The sequence below is a fragment of the Enterobacter sp. 50793107 genome (assembly GCF_001463365.1).
GTDB classification, from domain to species: Bacteria; Pseudomonadota; Gammaproteobacteria; order Enterobacterales; family Enterobacteriaceae; genus Enterobacter; species Enterobacter cloacae.
This window is the reverse complement of the sequence record NZ_LNII01000163.1, coordinates 35,784-54,989: the sequence shown is the minus strand read 5'-3', so window position 1 is coordinate 54,989 and position 19,206 is coordinate 35,784. Positions and strand designations below refer to the sequence as shown.

Annotated in this window: 17 protein-coding genes and 1 pseudogene; 5 read left to right on the top strand and 13 right to left on the bottom strand. The window is 55.5% G+C overall.

The features are described from left to right. Window positions 1-100 precede the first annotated feature (100 nt). The 9 genes from recC to rppH form a co-directional block, all read right to left on the bottom strand. Window positions 101-3,475 (bottom strand): exodeoxyribonuclease V subunit gamma, encoded by a 3,375-nt coding sequence (gene recC / locus APU11_RS23130; protein ID WP_058650443.1) that lies wholly within the window; start codon window positions 3,473-3,475, stop codon window positions 101-103. Between the two features lie 12 nt (window positions 3,476-3,487). After that, window positions 3,488-3,811 (bottom strand): prepilin-type N-terminal cleavage/methylation domain-containing protein, encoded by a 324-nt coding sequence (locus APU11_RS23125; protein WP_013098547.1) that lies wholly within the window; start codon window positions 3,809-3,811, stop codon window positions 3,488-3,490. Next, a complete protein-coding gene (locus APU11_RS23120) occupies window positions 3,796-4,197 on the bottom strand; it encodes a DUF2509 family protein (RefSeq protein WP_013098548.1) in 402 nt (133 codons plus the stop codon). Before APU11_RS23120 ends, APU11_RS23125 begins: the two co-directional genes overlap by 16 nt. Next, a complete protein-coding gene (locus APU11_RS23115) occupies window positions 4,194-4,757 on the bottom strand; it encodes a prepilin peptidase-dependent protein (RefSeq protein ID WP_058650442.1) in 564 nt (187 codons plus the stop codon). Before APU11_RS23115 ends, APU11_RS23120 begins: the two co-directional genes overlap by 4 nt. Then, window positions 4,748-5,212, bottom strand: coding sequence for a prepilin peptidase-dependent protein (locus APU11_RS23110; protein WP_058650474.1), 465 nt, complete (start codon window positions 5,210-5,212; stop codon window positions 4,748-4,750). The genes APU11_RS23115 and APU11_RS23110 overlap by 10 nt, the downstream gene beginning before the upstream one ends. A 184-nt stretch (window positions 5,213-5,396) precedes the next feature. Continuing rightward, complete coding sequence (thyA, locus tag APU11_RS23105; RefSeq protein WP_013098550.1) at window positions 5,397-6,191, bottom strand: thymidylate synthase; 795 nt, start codon at window positions 6,189-6,191, stop codon at window positions 5,397-5,399. A 6-nt stretch (window positions 6,192-6,197) separates the two neighbouring features. Continuing rightward, entirely contained in the window at window positions 6,198-7,073 is an 876-nt protein-coding gene (gene lgt / locus APU11_RS23100) for a prolipoprotein diacylglyceryl transferase (RefSeq protein WP_013098551.1), read from the bottom strand. 347 nt (window positions 7,074-7,420) lie between these two features. Continuing rightward, window positions 7,421-9,667 (bottom strand): phosphoenolpyruvate--protein phosphotransferase, encoded by a 2,247-nt coding sequence (gene ptsP, locus APU11_RS23090; RefSeq protein ID WP_020689338.1) that lies wholly within the window; start codon window positions 9,665-9,667, stop codon window positions 7,421-7,423. A 12-nt stretch (window positions 9,668-9,679) separates the two neighbouring features. Beyond that, window positions 9,680-10,210, bottom strand: a complete 531-nt coding sequence (gene rppH / locus APU11_RS23085) for an RNA pyrophosphohydrolase (protein WP_013098553.1) — start codon at window positions 10,208-10,210, stop codon at window positions 9,680-9,682. A gap of 442 nt (window positions 10,211-10,652) precedes the next feature. Between rppH and APU11_RS29045 the strand changes: the two are divergent. From APU11_RS29045 to APU11_RS23070, 4 genes and pseudogenes are all read left to right on the top strand, one after another. Further along, a pseudogene (locus APU11_RS29045) lies at window positions 10,653-10,739 on the top strand (hypothetical protein); the annotation flags it as partial. A 154-nt stretch (window positions 10,740-10,893) separates the two neighbouring features. Next, window positions 10,894-11,586 (top strand): DNA mismatch repair endonuclease MutH, encoded by a 693-nt coding sequence (gene mutH, locus APU11_RS23080; RefSeq protein WP_013098554.1) that lies wholly within the window; start codon window positions 10,894-10,896, stop codon window positions 11,584-11,586. A gap of 128 nt (window positions 11,587-11,714) precedes the next feature. After that, window positions 11,715-11,933: a YgdI/YgdR family lipoprotein gene (locus tag APU11_RS23075; RefSeq protein WP_013098555.1), complete on the top strand. Its 219-nt coding sequence runs from the start codon at window positions 11,715-11,717 to the stop codon at window positions 11,931-11,933. 132 nt (window positions 11,934-12,065) lie between these two features. Further along, window positions 12,066-13,106: an NADP(H)-dependent aldo-keto reductase gene (locus APU11_RS23070; RefSeq protein ID WP_013098556.1), complete on the top strand. Its 1,041-nt coding sequence runs from the start codon at window positions 12,066-12,068 to the stop codon at window positions 13,104-13,106. A 90-nt stretch (window positions 13,107-13,196) separates the two neighbouring features. Here APU11_RS23070 and lplT read toward each other — a convergent pair whose 3' ends face one another. Further along, window positions 13,197-14,390 (bottom strand): lysophospholipid transporter LplT, encoded by a 1,194-nt coding sequence (lplT, locus tag APU11_RS23065; protein WP_023620430.1) that lies wholly within the window; start codon window positions 14,388-14,390, stop codon window positions 13,197-13,199. After that, window positions 14,383-16,542, bottom strand: a complete 2,160-nt coding sequence (gene aas, locus APU11_RS23060; protein WP_058650440.1) for a bifunctional acyl-ACP--phospholipid O-acyltransferase/long-chain-fatty-acid--ACP ligase — start codon at window positions 16,540-16,542, stop codon at window positions 14,383-14,385. The genes lplT and aas overlap by 8 nt, the downstream gene beginning before the upstream one ends. Before the next feature lie 422 nt (window positions 16,543-16,964). On the opposite strand from aas, the gene galR reads away from it, so the two are divergent. After that, the gene (gene galR, locus APU11_RS23055; protein ID WP_013098559.1) at window positions 16,965-17,981 is read left to right on the top strand and encodes an HTH-type transcriptional regulator GalR; all 1,017 of its coding nucleotides are present in this window, start codon (window positions 16,965-16,967) and stop codon (window positions 17,979-17,981) included. Here the strand turns inward: galR and APU11_RS23050 are convergent. Next, complete coding sequence (locus APU11_RS23050) at window positions 17,942-18,418, bottom strand: GNAT family N-acetyltransferase (protein WP_040021659.1); 477 nt, start codon at window positions 18,416-18,418, stop codon at window positions 17,942-17,944. The genes galR and APU11_RS23050 overlap by 40 nt on opposite strands. Then, window positions 18,415-19,188 carry a GntR family transcriptional regulator gene (locus APU11_RS23045; protein WP_013098561.1) on the bottom strand — a complete coding sequence of 258 codons (774 nt, stop codon included), beginning with the start codon at window positions 19,186-19,188 and terminating at the stop codon, window positions 18,415-18,417. Before APU11_RS23045 ends, APU11_RS23050 begins: the two co-directional genes overlap by 4 nt. Window positions 19,189-19,206 lie beyond the last annotated feature (18 nt).

Sequence of the window (19,206 nt, the reverse complement as noted above, 5' to 3'; positions counted from 1 at the left end):
GTGCTGGACACGCCAGCATCTCTTTCTTTCTGTACATCAGTCCGTGATAGCAGGTGCATCATAAATGAACACCCTTTACTGCGCAATTTTTATACAGCGCTCAGGACTGATTAAATTTGAACAACGGTAACAGGTAACGTTGTGCCTCTTCCGTGATGGTCTCAAAGTATTCTGGCTCAAGCGTTCGCCATAACCGTTGATACCAGACATCATCGCCTTCACCACGGACCATCATGTTACCTTCCCAGGCCTGAACAAATTTACTCCGCGCTTTCTGCAGTGAAGCGTCATCCGTTAACATCGCATCATTCTGCGCGTCATAACAGGCTTTTATCCACGCCCCGCCACTTTCAGGCAGCAGCAGCAGCGGCTTGTTCATCCCCTGACGGTAACCTTCAATGTACAAGGACAAGTAATGTAACGCCTGCTCCGGCTCCATTGGCGGGAAACGCCACTCGCCCTCCTTGCGTACAAACATCCGGCTTTCACCCTGGTTACCGCCAGCACTGTAGACAAGATGTTCGAGCCAGAGTTGCAAACCCTGCGAAACGCTCAGCATGGAAGGCCGCCAGCGCAGCAGCCCGTCCGGTTGAACCTGCGTCAGCCAGCCCGTCAGCTGGATACCGTTGCAGTTGAGGTCGATTTCGAGGCTTGTTCCCGGCTGTCGGCATTCGATAACACGCTCGGCAAGCGCCTTCATCTCTGTGCACTGCGCCTCCCAGACGATCTCCCCAAACGCACCATACGGTAATTGCCCCGCAGCGCGATAGCGGCGGAACAGTTTGTCAGCATCTTCCTGCTCTACCAGCGCATTCAGCAGCTGGAGGTTTAACTGATAACGTTCCAGCCCTTCCAGCGTAAACGGTTCTGCGTCAGGAATTTCGCTCTCTTCCGAGCGGAAATTTACCTGCAACCGCTGCTGGAAGAAGGCGCGTACCGGATGCGCCCAAAAACGCTGCAGCTGTTCGAAGGTCAGGGTTTCAATGGGCAGCGCGTCGAGCTCCTGAATGAAATCACTGTGCGCCTTCCCCTCTTTTTTCGCCGCGGGCAGCCACTCCTGGGCATAGCTCTGCAATTCGCTGGCGACGTAGTTAATCGGGTCAAACGGCATACGGCTGTGACAACAGGTGATATGCGCTTTCACCCGCTGGTCGCTCTCATCGCAGTTACGTTCTTCATCCCCCGGCAGGTAGTGGCTCTGTCCGATATAGTCCACCAGTTCCTGCACCAGAACAGAGGGAAAACGCTCGCTGTTGTCCTGAATCGACCGACCGATATAACTGATGTAAAGCTTGTTCTGCGCGGAAATAAGCGCCTCAAGGAAGAGGTAGCGGTCATCATCACGACGGCTACGGTCGCCCCGCTTCGGTGCCGGGCTCATGAGATCAAAGCCCAGCGGCGGCAGGGCTCGCGGATAAACACCGTCATTCATACCAAGCAGACACACCACTTTGAAGGGAATGGAACGCATGGGCATCAGCGTGCAGATATTGATCGGCCCGGCAAGGAAGCGCTGGCTGATACGCTCCTGATCGAGGCGCAGGGTCAATTCATCCCGCAGAAGCGAAAGCGGGATCGCTTCGTTATAGTGGGAGTTCACCCCCTCATCGACTATCGCCTGCCACTGTGTTTCAATCAGCGCCATTGCGGCTTCCGTGTCACTGTCCGGCAGGAAGAAATCATTGAGCAGTTCCCGGCAAACCGGCAGCCACTCCTCCAGCGGACGCGGCTGCATTAGCGCACGTCGCCAGCGGTTAAGCTGCATCAGCAGCGAGGCTAAATGCCCGACAAGCTCCGCGATGAGCCCGCTGGATTCATCATAAGGCAGGACCTCGTTCCACTCGCCCTGGCTGCTTTCCATGGCATACCCCAGCAGCATACGCGTCAGACCAAACTGCCAGGTGTGCTGCCCGGTAGGGGGAAGCTCAAACTCCTGTACGTTGTCGTCATCGATCCCCCAACGTACGCCAGACTCGTTTACCCACTGACGAAGGTAGCGTAACCCCTCTTCGTTAATGTTAAAACGAGCGGCCAGCACGGGGACATCGAGCAATGCCAGGACATCTTCGGAAATGAAGCGGCTGTCGGGCAGTGACAGCAGGGTAACGAATGCCTGCAAGGCCGGGTGAGACTGGCGAGCCCGACGGTCAGAGATGGCATAAGGCAGGTAGCGCTCTCCCGTCGCACTGCCGAAAACAGCCTGAATAAAGGGGCTGTAGCTGTCGATATCCGCCACCATCACCACGATATCACGCGGTGTCAGGTCAGAATCGTCCTGTAGCATGGCGAGCAACTGATCGTGCAGGACTTCGACTTCACGCTGCGCACTGTGGCAAACATGCACCGTGATACTGCGATCGTCGGGATCCAGTCTCCGCTTCGTGTCGCTGCGTTCAAATTCTTCGGCCGTCACGCCCATCACCGCGCGATTTTCCAGATCCAGAATATCGGACTGGATATTGTGCAGCAGGCTGTCCGGCGTGATTTCAACAAACGCATCCACGTCGCCTTCGCCTGACGAGGTGATATCAGAGAGCATATGAATGTAGTCCCGGCCCAGCTTGCCCCATGAGGCAAGCAGCGGGTTAGGCAGGTTCTGAATGCCCTGCTCATCAAAAAGCTGCGCGGCAGAGGCACTGTCTTTAAACAAGGGCACCGTGCGTTCTTCAAAGAGACGTCGCCGCTGGCGCGTCACAAGCCGCGAAAGCCACCGGTCATCCTGAATGTCGCCCCAGTAATGGCGGCAGGGGTTAGTAAACAGAATATGGATGTCGGTGTGTTTTCCGAGCGCTTTCAGCGCATCCAGATAGACGGGTGGCAAGGCGGAAATACCGCAGATAAATACGCGGGAGGGCAGCCGGGCCGGTCGGTCAGTGCTATTTTCCAGTATGGAGATGAACCGTTGGTAGAGGTTCGCACGGTGCCACTTGGGTTGACCCAGCTTTTCGGTATGCTCCACCAGCGCTTTCCACAGCGGCGCCTGCCAGACCTGCGCCTCCGGCAGACCTTCCACTAACTCACCCGCCTCCCAGCGAGTCAGCCATTCCGGACGATACACTAAATACTGGTCATAGAGATCCGCGGTACGTGATGCCAGCTGGAACAGCTTGCGTTTGTCGGTATCGTCATGCAGGTAGTGGCGCAGCATGGCAAACTCATCATGCGTGAGCATATCTGGCAAAAGCGCCATCAGCTTCCAGCTCATGCTCTGTTTGTTAAACGCGCTCTGCTCCGGGATGTCAGGCAACACGCGGACAAACATCTCCCAGATAAAGCTCGCGGGAAGCGGAAAATCGATATTCGCCGCGATGCCAAATTTACGGGAAAGCGACATCTGCAGCCATTGTGCCATACCGGTGCTCTGCACCAGCACCATTTCAGGCTCAAACGGATCGTCGAGCCGCTCGCGCTCAACGATAAATTCCATCAGCGCTTCCAGCACATCCAGACGATTTGAGTGGTAGACCCTTAACATAGACGCTCCCGACTACTGGCTAACCGGGCAATGCAGACGCGTCATCTCACCGCGTCGACCCAGAGGAGAAATAAGTGTAACCGTGATGCTGACACATCCAGACTGCGTTGTCTGCATCCGGTTTATCTGCCAGCCTGCTGGCAGCGCACCAGCATCCATCTGCGACTGCGTCCAGGCGATGTGCCAGAGCTGACGATACTGGCTAAACAGGGCAAAGCGGGAAGCCAGCGCCCGGTGATAGCCGGACAGCGCCGTTACGATCGCCACCAGCAGCATCATCGCCAGCAACACGTCGACCATGCTGAACCCCTTTTCATTCTTTACGGCAACCGACATAACGCACGCTCCTTTAGCGGGCAAAAATCACTCCAGCCATGAGGTAAAAAGCGTATGTGCCCGTTGACAATCTCCCCGCCACGCCAGAGCAACAGCTCTCCATCTCCAGCGATGAGTAACACCTGCGACTCATTCAGTACACGCAAACAAACACGTTGCGTTTGTCTCTGTTTGCACTGTACATCAGGCTGCAACGACCAGTGCTGAACGCGCCCCCACTCCAGCGCAGACTGCGCGGCTGCCTGCTGCTGGATGGCGCGGCTCTCGTCGCCAACCAGCATGGTAAATGTTATGAGTTGCTGGTTAAGGCCGGTCAGGATCAGTGTGCCTAACACCAGTAACAGCAGAACCAGCGTCAGTGAGGCAATCCCATTCTGGCGGTTCACAAGTTAAACCCCGTAACGCCATAGCGAACCTGGTAAGGGGCAGCGTGCTTATCATTCACCCCGCTGGCGGTCAACTCGAGATATAACGCTGGCGCAAATCCCGGGTGCTCATGTTTACGTACCACAAATGTATGGATCATAAGCCGGGCCGGGTCGGTAAGCTTCTCCCATCCTTTTCCTTCACACCCCGTCGCGCCACGCAGGGTTTCCAGCGCGCCTGATTCCAGACGAAACCCCGTACTTTCGTTATCCGATGCTGAGGTGTCCCAGGTGCCGTTACTGTTTGCATCCCACCGGACAATCACACAGCTTCCCTCCCTGCCGATGGTCAGGCTCTGCCCCTGACAATTACCCGCGCAATACCCCGCGCGCTGTAACTGCTTGCCAATCGCGAACAGGCGTTGCCAGATCTCTTCTTCACGCTCTTGCGCCCTGGATTGCAGCAAAACTGCCCGTTGCAGCTCCGGTAAAAAACGCGACGTGCTGAGTAACAGAATGCTGCTGATCGCCATTGCAATCAGCACCTCTGTGAGTGAGAAGCCGTGCTGGTTCATCGGCATGCATTTTCCCCTGTAACAGTGCACATCCTGATACGCCCTCCGTTTGAGACGACAATCATCCATTCTCCTGCCCTGCTCTGTACGCGTATCCGCCCTGCCCACGCCGTGTCCCTTAATCCATAGAATCCTAATGAAGGCGTAACCTCCCTTAGCACGACGTCAGGCCACAACGGTCTGAGCACATACGGGCTGTTGTTCTCACAGCCCTGCACCGCAGAGCTCATCAAACAGGCGCCTCTGTCGTCCTGCTGAAGCGTAATCAGGTGGTCACGGTTGTGACGATTGGCATCGTTTCGCAGAAACACCAGATAGTCGCGGACCTGACAGGCGACCTGCCACAACCTCTGCCGCTGTTGCCAGTTGTCCCAGCCGGCGAGCCCTGTCGCGCTGAGGATAATAACCAGCGAAATGGCAACCAGAGTTTCGATAAACGTAAAGCCGTGCTCTTTTTTCATGCCGGGAGTGTGGCGAAACGCCGTGAACATGACGAGTCGCAATTCGGGGTTTTACGAGGCGTTATCCAGAGAATGTTATCCGTTGCAACGCGTTGCACGCCGACTGGATAACGCCTCGGGGAACAGAGTACAGACGAAAAAAAACCGGCGCGTAAATGCGCCGGTTATGTAACGATTTGCCGTATCAGATTGCGACAGGCGCTTTGATGCCCGGATGCGGGTCGTATCCCTCAATCTCGAAGTCGTCAAAGCGGTAATCGAAGATCGATTCCGGTTTACGTTTGATAATCAGCTTCGGCAGTGCACGCGGCTCACGGGTCAGCTGGAGATGCGTCTGTTCCATGTGGTTGCTGTACAGGTGCGTATCCCCACCGGTCCAGACAAAATCGCCCACTTCCAGATCGCACTGCTGGGCCATCATATGTACTAACAGCGCATAGCTGGCGATGTTAAACGGCAGGCCGAGGAAGACATCGCAAGAGCGCTGGTAAAGCTGGCAGGAGAGTTTGCCATCAGCCACATAGAACTGGAAGAACGCATGGCACGGTGCCAGCGCCATTTTATCCAGCTCACCCACGTTCCAGGCAGAAACGATAATACGGCGCGAGTCCGGGTCGTTTTTCAGCTGGTTCATCACGGTGGTGATCTGGTCAATATGGCGGCCATCAGGCGTTGGCCACGCACGCCACTGCTTGCCGTACACCGGGCCCAGATTGCCGTTTTCATCTGCCCATTCGTCCCAGATAGAGACATTGTTTTCGTGCAGATAGGCAACGTTGGTATCGCCTTGCAGGAACCAGAGCAGTTCATGAATGATCGAGCGCAGGTGGCAGCGCTTTGTCGTCACCAGGGGGAAGCCTTCTTGCAGGTTGAAGCGCATCTGGTGGCCAAAAATGGAGAGCGTCCCGGTTCCGGTACGGTCATTTTTCGGCGTGCCCTCGTCGAGCACTTTTTTCATCAATTCAAGATACTGTTTCATGGTTCCTCAGGAAAGTTGTTGCTGTGGACGACGACGATACGCCCAAATCATCATAATGGCACCTGCCACGATCATCGGAATGGAGAGGATTTGCCCCATGCTGATGTACTGTACCCACTCGCCGGTGAACTGCGCATCCGGCTGGCGGAAGAACTCAACGATGATACGGAACGCACCGTAGCCAATCAGGAACAGGCCGGAGACAGCCCCCATCGGGCGCGGTTTGCGGATAAACAGATTCAGGATGATAAACAGCACCACGCCTTCCAGCGCCAGTTCATAGAGCTGAGACATGTGACGCGGCAGAACGCCGTACGTATCAAAAATGGATTGCCATTCAGGATGAGACGGCAGCAGCGCCAGGTCTTCCGCGCGCGAGCCCGGGAACAGCATAGTAAAGGAAACGCTCGGGTCGACACGTCCCCACAGCTCGCCGTTGATGAAGTTGCCCAGACGACCAGCCCCCAGACCAAACGGAATCAATGGCGCGATAAAATCCGATACCTGGAAGAAGTTGCGTTTGGTGCGTTTGGCAAAAATCACCATCACCAGAATCACACCAATCAGGCCGCCATGGAAGGACATCCCCCCGTCCCAGACGCGGAACAGATAGAGCGGATCGTTGAGGAATACCGGGAGGTTATAGAACAGGACATAGCCAATACGCCCACCAAGGAACACACCGAGGAAGCCCGCGTAAAGCAGGTTTTCGACTTCGTTTTTGGTCCAGCCGCTGCCAGGACGACTGGCGCGACGGCCAGCAAGCCACATAGCAAAAATGAAGCCCACCAGGTACATCAGACCGTACCAGTGAAGCGAAACGGGTCCTACTGAGAAAATGACCGGATCAAATTCCGGAAAATGCAGATAACCACTGTTCATCTGTCACCACAAGATGTTGTTATTCCGCTGAAAGTGGACAGCGGTAGAGATGCGCCCCGGCGGTCAGCAGAGGCTCCAAAGTTGCGAATCATAGCACAAGGCGGACGCGGAGGATGCGCCAGAGATGTAAAAGATGTGTATAGAGGATGGTATGGGATGTTGCCCTCCCCCACGGGGCAGAGGGATCCCCACAGAAAAATTACGCACGGACGGTTCCTTCTCCTCCTGGGAGAGGGCTGGGGTGAGGGGGAACATACAGCTCTGGTGGTCATTCTGAGAGCAGCGTTATTGCTTCTGTTTATGAATCATTGTGGATCCCTCAGCCTACAGGTAGAGAGATAAAAACTTCAGCGGCCACCGCGGATCAGGCCGCCCATGCCACGTCGCTCCATAAACGCGGCGACCTGATGACGCACTTCTGTTGCCAGCTGCGCTTCAAGACTGCGCTCGGCCAGCTCGCGGGCATCCTCGATGTCAATATGGCGCAGCAGGTACTTCACACGTGCGACAGCGCGGCCGTTCATCGACAGATGGCGATACCCCAGGCCGATGAGGATCGCAACGCACATTGAATCCCCGGCCATTTCGCCACACAGCCGCAAATCGATACCGTATTGCTCCGCTTCGCGGGCAATCATCGCCAGCGCCCGAATGATAGCCGGATGCAGGCTGTCATAAATACTGGCAACACGCGTGTTGTTACGATCGACAGCCAGAATATACTGCGTCAGATCGTTGGTCCCGACAGAGATAAAGTCGACCCGGTTCGCCAGCTGCGGCAGCATGAAGACCATGGACGGCACTTCGAGCATCACCCCGATCCGCGGTTTGGGGATCGCGTAACCGATCATCTCTTCGACTTCACGGCCTGCACGTTCGATCAACCGTCGCGCTTCGTCGATCTCATCGATGCTGGTGACCATAGGCAGTAAAATGCTGAGGTTCCCGGTCGCCGCATTCGCGCGCAGCATGGCGCGCACCTGGATCAGGAAGATCTCAGGCTGATCCAGCGTAATGCGGATCCCACGCCAGCCCAGGCACGGGTTTTCTTCACTGATTGGCATATACGGCAGCTGTTTATCCGCCCCAACGTCCAGGGTACGCAGGGTAACCGGCTTGTCGTTAAACATCTGCAACATGCCCTGATACTGTGCGACCTGCTCCTCTTCTGAGGGAAAGCCGCTTTGCAGCATGAACGGGATTTCAGTGCGATATAAGCCGATGCCATCAATGCGGCTGCCGAGCTTCTCTTCATGCTCGGGGCTTAAACCTGCGTTGAGCATAACTTTGATGCGCTCGCCGCTTTTGAGCTGTGCAGGCAGGTCGACGTCATCTTCCGCCAGCTTGCTTAATTCATTCTCTTCACTGATAAGGCGCTGGTATTCCTGGAGCAGGACCGGCTCAGGATCGACCAGGAGCTCACCGCGATAGCCATCCACCACCAGCGTGCGTCGGTGCAGCACCGAGGGCTGAATATCGGCCCCCATAACGGTGGGGATACCCAGGGCACGAACCATAATAGCCGCATGGGAGTTAGCTGCGCCATCGCGCACCACCACACCAGCCAGCCTGTCCTGCGGCAGCTCCGCCAGCGTGGTCGCGGACAGTTCATCGGCAACCAGCACAAAGCGTTTTGGCCAGGCATTCGGCCCCTGGATCGTGTCATCAAGGTGGAACAGCAGACGCTGACCGAGTGTACGTAAATCTCCCGCACGCTCTTTCAGGTAACCGTCTGTCAGTGCGGCAAATTGCTCAGCAAATTTTTCGATGACCTTTTTAACGGCCCATTCCGCTACGGCACCTTTATCAACCTCGGCAAAAAGCTCACGGCGCAGACGTGCATCGGAGAGCAGGTGCGAATAGAGGTCAAAAATGGCCGCCGTCTCTTTTTGCGCCCCGGCGGCAAAGCGTTTGCTGTAACGCCGAAATTCGTTGGCCGCCTCTTCCAGCGCCGCGGTGAGGCGCTCGCGCTCAAGCGCTTCATCCAGCGTTGAGGCTTCGTACACCTGTTCCATCAGCGGCAGGGTGGCGTCCATCCAGCCTTCAGCAATCGCCACGCCAGGCGAGGCCGGCAGCGCACGAATACGCGTGTGGCGGTACTGCCCAAACAGGGCGGCAAGCTGAGACTGAGAGAGGATCGCAGCCATCTGCGTGGCTAGCGTCACGAGGAAAGACTCTTCGCTTTCGTCATACTGACGCAGTTCGCGCTGCTGAACGACCAGTACGCCAAGCAGTTGACGACGCTGGATGATCGGTACGCCCAGGAAGGCGCGGAAACGCTCTTCTTTTACGGAGGGAATGTATTTAAAGCTGGGGTGCTTTTGCGCGTCGGCAAGGTTGATGGGTTCAGCCAGTCGCCCCACCAGGCCTACGATACCTTCATCAAAGGCGAGCGTAACGGTACGACCACGTGGTTTTTTTAAACCACGGGTCGCCATCAGGTAGTAGCAACGTCGGTCATGATCGGCCAGATACACCGAACAGACTTCAGTTTCCATCGCAAGACAGATGTCAGTGACCAGAATATTCAGCGCCTCGTTCAGACGAGGCGCACTGGCCACTTTCTCGACTATTTCTCGCAAGCGGGTGAGCATGATTTGCGTAGCTTAACCTCTTTTACGTCGCCAGGCAGGTGCGCTCTGCGGCTTAGGCGGGATCTCCTGAAGCTGCATGACAACACTTGCGAACTCTTTCATCACCCTACGGTAAACATCGCGTTTAAATGACACGACCTGACGAACAGGATACCAGTAACTCACCCAGCGCCAGCCATCAAACTCCGGCGTACTGCTGGTTTGCATATTGATATCTGAATCGTTGCCCACCAATTGCAACAGAAACCACTTCTGTTTCTGGCCGATACAAACCGGCTTTGTGTCCCAACGCACCAAACGTTTCGGTAACTTGTAACGCAACCAGTTGCGGGTCGAAGCCAGGATGCGAACATCTTTTCGGCTTAAACCGACCTCTTCAAACAGCTCCCGGTACATCGCTTGTTCTGGGGACTCCCCTGGGTTGATCCCGCCTTGCGGAAACTGCCAGGAGTGCTGACCATATCGCCGGGCCCACATCACCTGGCCCTGACGATTACAAATTACTATTCCTACGTTCGGGCGGTAGCCATCGTCATCAATCACCGGACTACCCCAAACTAAATCTGATATATGAATGATTGTTTCACACTACAGGGAGGCGGTAAACCACTCTCTTACAGGCCTGCAACCTAATAACATTTGAATAACTCACAAATATGCGCAGAGTTATAAACAGATAAGCAGCAACAAGGGCAATTTTATTCACCTTTTCTGTGGATATAGTTGTGAAGAAGTGTGGAATTACCGATGAACAACCTGAAGAGCCCCTCGCTACACCGTGTCACCCGCTGAAAACATTCCTATAATATTCATTTAATTAGCTCTGTTTTTAGCGCCCCAGGAAGGAATTACGTGATGATCATCACACCTATGATCGTTATGCTGATGAAAGATCGAACAGCGTCGGTTTTATCCACAGATTGTGCCAATAAGTTAGGCACAATTTGTGTGAAAATTCGATTTTCGTCGCACGTCAAGGCTGTAGATTGAAACAGTAGTCAGGGTTATTCCCAGTTATCCCACTTTTCTGTGGATAACATGGTGTAAGATCCTGTTCATTGTCAGTGACCAGAATTGAACAACCCGTTTTTCGTTTCATAAAGAACGGTCTTTCATGACTAAAAAAACCTAAAAATCATGTACATGGCATATTCGTACAGAAAAAGTTAAACTCTATCCACAGGGGACAGTTTCTTAGTTTATTTTTTAATCAAAAGGTTGCCGTCATGCTTGCGCTCTCACCTATGCTTTCTCCGCCAACAAGCGAAGCCCAGTTGCTTGGGCAGGCCCAGCGTCTGGCGGGCTTTTCGCTTGGCGAACTGGCAGCGATGGCAGGGTTGCCGATCCCAAAGGATCTGAAACGGGATAAGGGCTGGATCGGCATGTTGCTTGAACTGTGGCTGGGGGCAAGTGCGGGGAGTAAACCCGAGCAGGATTTTGCGGCTCTGGGCGTTGAGCTAAAAACCATTCCCATAGACCGTCTGGGAAAGCCCCTTGAAACCACCTTTGTCTGCGTGGCGCCGTTAACCGGGAATACCGGCGTGACGTGGGAAACCAGCCATGTTCGCCATAAACTCAAGCGCGTGCTCTGGGTTCCGGTTGAGGGTGAACGCCAGATCCCGCTGGCTGAACGCCGGGTAGGCGCGCCGCTGCTCTGGAGCCCCGATGAAGATGAAGAGCGGCAGCTAAGGCTGGACTGGGAAGAGCTGATGGATATGATCGTCCTTGGGCAGGTAGAGCGCATCACGGCCCGACACGGAGAAGTTTTACAGTTGCGTCCGAAAGCGGCCAACAGCAAAGCCCTCACCGAGGCTATTGGCGCCAAGGGCGAACCGATACTCACGTTGCCGCGCGGCTTTTATCTCAAAAAGAACTTCACAGGTGCGCTGCTGGCTCGCCATTTCTTACTGAAAACATAGTTTTTTACTCATTTTGCGAACTATCAAACATAATCGACGGGGATTTAAGATTTTCCCCCTTTCTCCTTTCGATATATCAGGTTAATACTACACTATGATTTGATACGAGCCAGGTGAGGACGATAACGATGAAAAAATGGGCAGTGTTGATTTCAGCAGTGGGTTTAGCGTTTGCGGTATCGGGCTGTAGTAGCGATTACGTTATGGCGACGAAAGATGGCCGGATGATCCTGACCGACGGTAAACCTGAAGTCGACGATGATACCGGCCTGGTCAGCTACCATGACCAGCAGGGTAATAAAATGCAGATCAATCGCGACGAAGTTTCGCAGATTATCGAGCGATAAACAGATAAAGGTCAGTGGCTTGCTGGCCTTTTTGATTTTTTTCTTCCCCTTTTGCTTCCCCTCTGCCATGTTTATATTCCTTTGTCGGGAGGTTCCTGACGTGGTCTGTATTTCTAATGAAGGAAGCCGGCTATGCATTATCACCGTATCCCCCACAGCGCTCTGGAAATAAGCCAACTGGGGTTGGGCACGATGACATTTGGTGAACAAAACAGCGAAGCCGATGCCCATGCACAACTCGATTATGCCGTCAGCCAGGGCATTAACCTGATTGATGTTGCAGAGATGTACCCTGTACCGCCTCGTCCGGAAACGCAGGGGCTTACCGAAACCTACGTCGGCAACTGGCTCGCCAAACGCGGGAATCGCGAAAAGCTGGTTGTTGCGTCAAAAGTCAGCGGCCCCGCACGCAACAACGATGCCGGGATCCGTCCAAACCAGATCCTCGATCGCAAAAATATCCGCGCCGCGCTGGATGCCAGCCTGAAGCGCCTGCAAACCGACTATCTCGATCTCTATCAGGTTCACTGGCCGCAGCGCCCCACCAACTGCTTTGGAAAGCTGGGCTATAGCTGGAATGAGAGCGCCCCGGCCGTTACGCTACTGGAAACGCTGGAAGCCCTGGCCGAATGCCAGCGAGCGGGAAAAATCCGCTACATCGGTGTCTCTAACGAAACGGCCTTTGGCGTAATGCGCTATCTGCACCTGGCGGACAAACATGACCTGCCCCGCATCGTCACCATCCAGAACCCATACAGCCTGCTCAACCGCAGCTATGAAGTGGGTCTGGCCGAAGTGACGCAATACGAAGAGGTGGAATTGCTCGCCTATTCATGTCTGGGCTTTGGTACGTTGACAGGGAAATACCTTAACGGCGCGAAACCTGCCGGAGCGCGTAACACCTTGTTCAGCCGCTTTACCCGCTACAGCGGTGAGCAGACACAAAAAGCCGTGGCGGCCTATGTGGATATCGCGAAACGTCACGGTCTTGATCCGGCTCAGATGGCTCTGGCCTTCGTGCGTCGTCAGCCGTTTGTTGCCAGCACTCTGCTGGGCGCAACGACCATGGAACAGCTGAAAACGAACATCGAGAGTTTCCATCTGAATCTGAGTGAAGAGGTATTAGCAGAGATTGAAGCGGTGCATCAGGTATACACCTACCCGGCACCGTGATAAAAGCAAACGGCAACCTGGTTGCCGTTTTTAATGTTTGCGCCCTCTCCCGTAGGAGAGGGCCGTGGTGAGGGCGTCAGGCCGCTCTTATCAACGGCGACGCTGCCAGAGCCATAATCCGGTAATCGCCAGCGCAAACAGCGCGCCGAATCCTACGCCAATCCCCACCACCGGCACACCGACTTTAACGGCCAGCGAATAGAGCCCCAGCATTAACAGCATCGCCAGGTTTTCACCGAGATTTTGCACTGCAATGGCATTCCCTGCGCCGACGGTCTGCTTGCCGCGTTCCTGCAACAGCGCATTGAGCGGCACAACGAAAAAGCCCCCCAGAATACCAATCAGGACAAGCAGCGCGTAGGCGGGTAGCAAGGCGTGCTGCAGCGAGAAGATAAGCACCACCACGCCAATCAGGATCCCCGCAGGCATGCAGCGCGCAACGGTCTCAAGCGTCACCAGCTTCGCCGCCGCGCCAGCCCCAACGACAATCCCAATCGCCACCATTGCGTTAAGATAAGTCGGTGTCGCATTGTCAGTAATCCCCAGCGCCACCGGCACCCACAGCACCAGCAGGAAACGCAGCGTGACGCCTGCGCCCCAGAACATGCTGGTGCCCATCAGGGAGAAGCGCGTCTCACCGTTACGCCACAGCACGCGGCAGGCGTTGAAGAAACTGCCTGTCATAGGCGTAAAGCGCCAGGATTGCCCCGGGCGTGCCACCGGCAATTTTGGAATAAACAGGTTGGCTACCACCGCCCCGCCATACACCACTGCACACACGCTCAGCGCCGCCAGCACATGCCAGTCCGCCAGCACGCCCCCTGCGACAGAACCGAGCAGGATCGCCGCAATGGTAGAGGACTCCATCAGCCCGTTGGCTTTCACCAGCTTATCGCCGGTCGTGAGTTCCCCCAGGATGCCATACTTCGCCGGGGAGTACGCCGCTGCGCCAATGCCCACCAGCGTGTAGCCGATAAACGGGTTGATACCAAAACAAATACTGGCGGCGCCCAGCAGTTTCAGGCCGTTCGCAAACATCATCACCCGGCCTTTCGGGAAGCTGTCCGCCACCTGTCCGACAAACGGAGCGAAAATAATGTAAGCACCCACAAACACCATCTGCAGGATGGGCTGGCTCCAGTCCGGATAAAACTCGGCCTTCAGCAATGCCAGGGTGGCAAACAGTAACGCATTGTCACCGAAGGCAGAGAGAAACTGGGCGGCAATGACCGCCATCATGCCCTTCGACCAGAGTGAAGTGTTAGTGTGTACTGACTCACGCATTTTGCTGTTCCGCCTCGTCAACCATACCCTTCAGGGTCACGAAATCGGGCTTACCGCTGCCCAGCACCGGAAGCTGCTTCAGGTAACGAATATCGCGCGGTACCGCCAGCTCAGGAATGCCATGTTCACGCGCATGCTGTAGCAACCGGTCGCGTTTCAGTTCGCTGTCGGTGGTGAACAACACCAGCGCTTCGCCTTTGCTGGCATCGCTCTTCACAACCGTAGCATGCAGCTTGTCAGCGGATACCGCTGTCGCCAGTTGCTCAACCATCTCCAGCGAGACCATCTCACCCGCAATTTTGGCGAAGCGTTTTGCCCGGCCCTGGATCTGCACGAAGCCCTGTTCATCGAAACGGACAATATCTCCGGTGTCATACCAGCCCGTCTCACTCTCGCCATTGACGTTTTCCGCCATCGGCACTTCCAGCACGCCCGGATTTTCCACTCGCAGATAACCGTTCATCACGTTTGGCCCCTTGAGCTGCAGACGGCCACCGTCCTCAATGCCAGGTACCGCCAGCAGACGCGCATCCATTCCCGGCAGAATACGGCCCACCGTCCCCGGCTTCGCCGCCATCGGCACGTTGATCGAGACCACCGGCGCGCATTCGGTAACGCCATAACCTTCAAGAATGCGCAGACCAAACTTGTCCTGCCAAATCTGGCGCGTGCTCTCCTGCAGTTTTTCCGCCCCGGCCACCACATAGCGCACGCGGTAAAAGTCATACGGATTGGCAAAGCGCGCGTAATTACCGAGGAAGGTTGAGGTGCCAAACAGCACGGTGCAGTTACGGTCATACACCAGCTCCGGCACAATGCGATAATGGAGCGGGCTTGGGTAAAGGAACACTTCGGCACCGGTCAACAGCGGGGTAAAAAGCCCCACCGTCAGGCCAAAGGAGTGGAACAACGGCAGCGCCGACATGAACCGGTCATTGGCGGTAAAGTCAGCAATACTTTTAATCTGCTCCACGTTTGCCAGAATGCTCTTGTGACTGTGAACCACCCCTTTCGGGTTCCCCTCTGAGCCAGAGGTAAAGAGGATAATGGCGTCATCTTCCGGCTGCTGTTTGACCTGGGCCAGACGCGGCATCAGCAGGTGAGCGAAAATCCACAGCTTGTCACCCGTCGTCACGTCCGCTTTCAGATCTTCCAGGAAGACCCAGCGTACCTGCGTCAGCTGCTCCGGCAGGTGCCACAGCTTGCCTTTATCGAGGAACTGGCGCGAGGTGAAAACGGTATTGATTTGAGCCGCGGTGATGGCGCTGGTCAGCCCTTTTACGCCCGCCGTGTAGTTCATCATCGCCGGGATACGGCCCCGGGAAACCGCACCAAAAATCACCGCCGCGCTGATCCCGGCGTTAGGCAGCATCAGGCCAATCTTCTCGCCTTTCTGGCTATATTTCTCAAGAATACGTCCCACGAACAGGGTTTTGGTCAGCAGCTTGCGATAGGTGTCCGGGGTGAAGTTAATGTCTTCAATGCAGTTTTTCTTCGCGCCATAGCGGTACTGCGCCGACAGCAGAGATTCATAGAGCGTTTCGCGCGGGCGGACGGCCATCCGCGCTTCCATCATGATCTGGTGCAGCATTTCACCGGCGATTTTACGGCGGTCGCGCGCACGCGGCGCGTCGGGCATCGGTAATGAGGTTGGCGGCAGAATATGCAGGGTGATTTTCGGGAACAGGCGCTGCTTCACTAACCCTTTCAGACGACTGAAATGGGTGAGCTCCGCCCCTTCAATACGCAGTGGCACAACGGTCGCTTTTGACTTCGCCGCCACAAACCCTGCCCCGTCGTAGATTTTCATCAGCGAGCCGGTGACCGAGATCCGCCCTTCCGGGAAAATCACCACCGGACGTCCCTGCTCAACCAGACGTACCAGATGTTTAATCATCATCGGTTTTGTCGGGTCGAGCGGCACAAAATCAATCAGCGGGGTGAGCCAGCGCATGTACCACTGCTGACTAATAGAGGTATAGACCGCAAACACCGGGCGCACAGGCAGAAACAGCGCCAGCAGGATGCCGTCGATAAAGGAAACATGGTTTGGTGTGATAAGTACACGCTCGCCGCGGAGCGCCGTTGCATCGCCCGTTAAACGGACGCGAAAGAGGATACGGAACAGTGTGCGAAAGAACCCAAAAAGCATCTCAACTCCCTTTGCCAGCCAGTGTGAAGGGTTAGTAAATGGTGGCAGATTACACGAGAAGTGGTACAGGAGCGACAGCAAAAATAGAGGCGAAAAAAAACCTGCGCATCCGCGCAGGTTGGTGCAAGAGATGAGTACGAAACCGTACTAAGAAATCTCACCAATCAATACCTCTGGGATCTCAACTTTATCAATGTCGTCTTCTTTCCCGCTATCGGACAATCGCAACAGCCTGAGGCAAAGTGTAACTAAAGGTTCAGATTGACATTATTCCGACATGTCTGGCCGTGTAACGATTACACCGCCGGGGTTGTGCTGCGTCACGTTTGTGGAGAGGGAAAGTGCGCCCCCCTTGAATGCACGGCGCTTTTCCGCAACACTTATTGGCGTGTAAACGCTTACCCCCACTAAGAAGGTAATGAATGGCGACAATAAAGGATGTGGCCCGTCTGGCAGGTGTTTCCGTCGCGACCGTGTCGCGCGTGATCAACGACTCCCCAAAAGCCAGTGACGCATCACGCCAGGCGGTGCAAAACGCCATGGAATCTCTGAACTACCATCCTAATGCTAACGCCCGTGCGCTCGCTCAACAGTCAACCGAAACCATCGGGCTGGTTGTGGGTGATGTCTCTGACCCCTTTTTCGGCGCCATGGTGAAAGCGGTTGAGCAGGTTTCTTATCAGACCGGGAATTTTTTGCTGATCGGCAATGGCTATCACAATGAACAAAAAGAACGCCAGGCTATCGAGCAACTGATCCGCCACCGCTGCGCGGCGCTGGTTGTCCATGCCAAAATGATCCCCGACGCCGAACTCATTCATCTGATGAAGCAGATCCCCGGCATGGTGATCATCAACCGGATTATTCCCGGGTTTGAGAAACGCTGCGTGGCGCTCGACGACCGCTACGGTGCCTGGCTTGCCACCCGCCATCTGATTCAACAGGGTCACACCCGCATTGGTTATCTCTGCTCAAACCACCCCATTTCCGATGCCGAAGATCGCCTGCAGGGGTATTACGATGCCCTGCGCGAAAACGGTCTGCCGTGCAATGACCGGCTGGTGGCTTACGGTGAACCCGACGAGAGCGGCGGCGAACAGGCAATGACAGAGCTGTTAGGACGTGGACGGAATTTCACTGCCGTTGCCAGCTATAACGACTCAATGGCAGCCGGAGCTATGGGGGTGTTAAATGACAACGGGATTGAGGTGCCGGGAGAAATTTCCCTTATTGGCTTCGATGATGTGCTGGTCTCCCGCTACGTGCGCCCTCGCCTGACCACCGTCCGCTACCCCATTATCACCATGGCCACGCAGGCGGCCGAGCTGGCGTTAGCACTCGCCGAGCAGCGTCAGCCACCGGAAATCACCCACCTGTTTAGTCCAACGTTAGTGCGCCGTCACTCTGTTGGGGCACCCGCCGAAGCCCCGGACGAATAGCGATAGAGATGTACCGTTTTGTCCGGGTACTCCAGCGCATCGCCGATATACTGCCAGCCGTAACGTTCGTAGAAGTCACGGCAGGCAGACCAGAGATGCAACGTGTCATACCCGGCCTGCGCGGCATAGTGGATAACATGCTTTTGCAGCAGCCCCGCCAGCCCCTTGCCTCGCGCCGCGTCATCCACATACAGGGCTGCCAGCCAGGGGCAAAGATCCTGTCGGGTGATCAGATCGCAGCGCCAGAGCCCCACGGTGCCCACAAGCTGTTCGTTCTCCAGGGCAATAAAAGTCAGCGGTAATGCGCCCGGCGTCTGGCTGTGCTCAACAATACTGTGGAAAAACGCCCGGGGCAGGCCGTCGCCAAAGGCCTGCCAGATCCAGTCGGTCACCTGCTCCGCATACTGCGGTGCGGCGTAGAGCGGCAGAATAGTCATACCAGCTTCCCCTGGAAAATAGGCACAGATTCAAAGAGATAGCCGTCAAAATCCGGCGCATCTTCGTCTGAGAGTTCAAGTAAGCTTTTTTTCACGTTTTCCAGATGCTGGAACATTGCCTGCCAGGCGCCCATGACGTCACGGCGGCGCAGCGCGGCCAGGATGGTTTGCCGGTCACCCAGCCATTTCAGGCGGTACGCGCGGCTGGCGATGTGGCCATTAAACTGCTGCCACAGCGGACTGCTGTCCATGTGATGCCAGATACTCTCCACCGTCGCCAGCAGCATCTGATTTTGCGTCGCGCCCGCCAGGACCAGATGGAACATCTTATTGTTGTCCTGACTATTATCGTCGGCGGCAATCGCGCGTTGCTCCTGCTCGATAATACGGCGCAGATTGTCGATGTCTGCACGGGTCGCCATTTTGGCGGCAAACGCGGCAATATTGCTTTCGAGGAGCTGACGGGCCTGTAAAATCTCAAACGGCCCCACGTCGCTATTGAGAAAACGCTCTTCTTCGTTTTCATGCTCTTCGGGGATGCGCATCACATAAACACCGGAGCCCTGGCGAATATCCACCGTGCCCTGCAACTCCAGCATCAGTAAGGCCTCGCGCACGATGGTGCGGCTTACGCCGTACTTCTCGGCAATATTGCGCTCAGGAGGAAGACGCGAACCAACGGGATAGTGCCCCTGGATAATCTGCGCCCGTAAATCCTCGCCAATTTCCTGGTACTGTTTTTTTTCCGGCAGGATGACAGCCTTATCCACGTTTTCACCTGTTTTTTC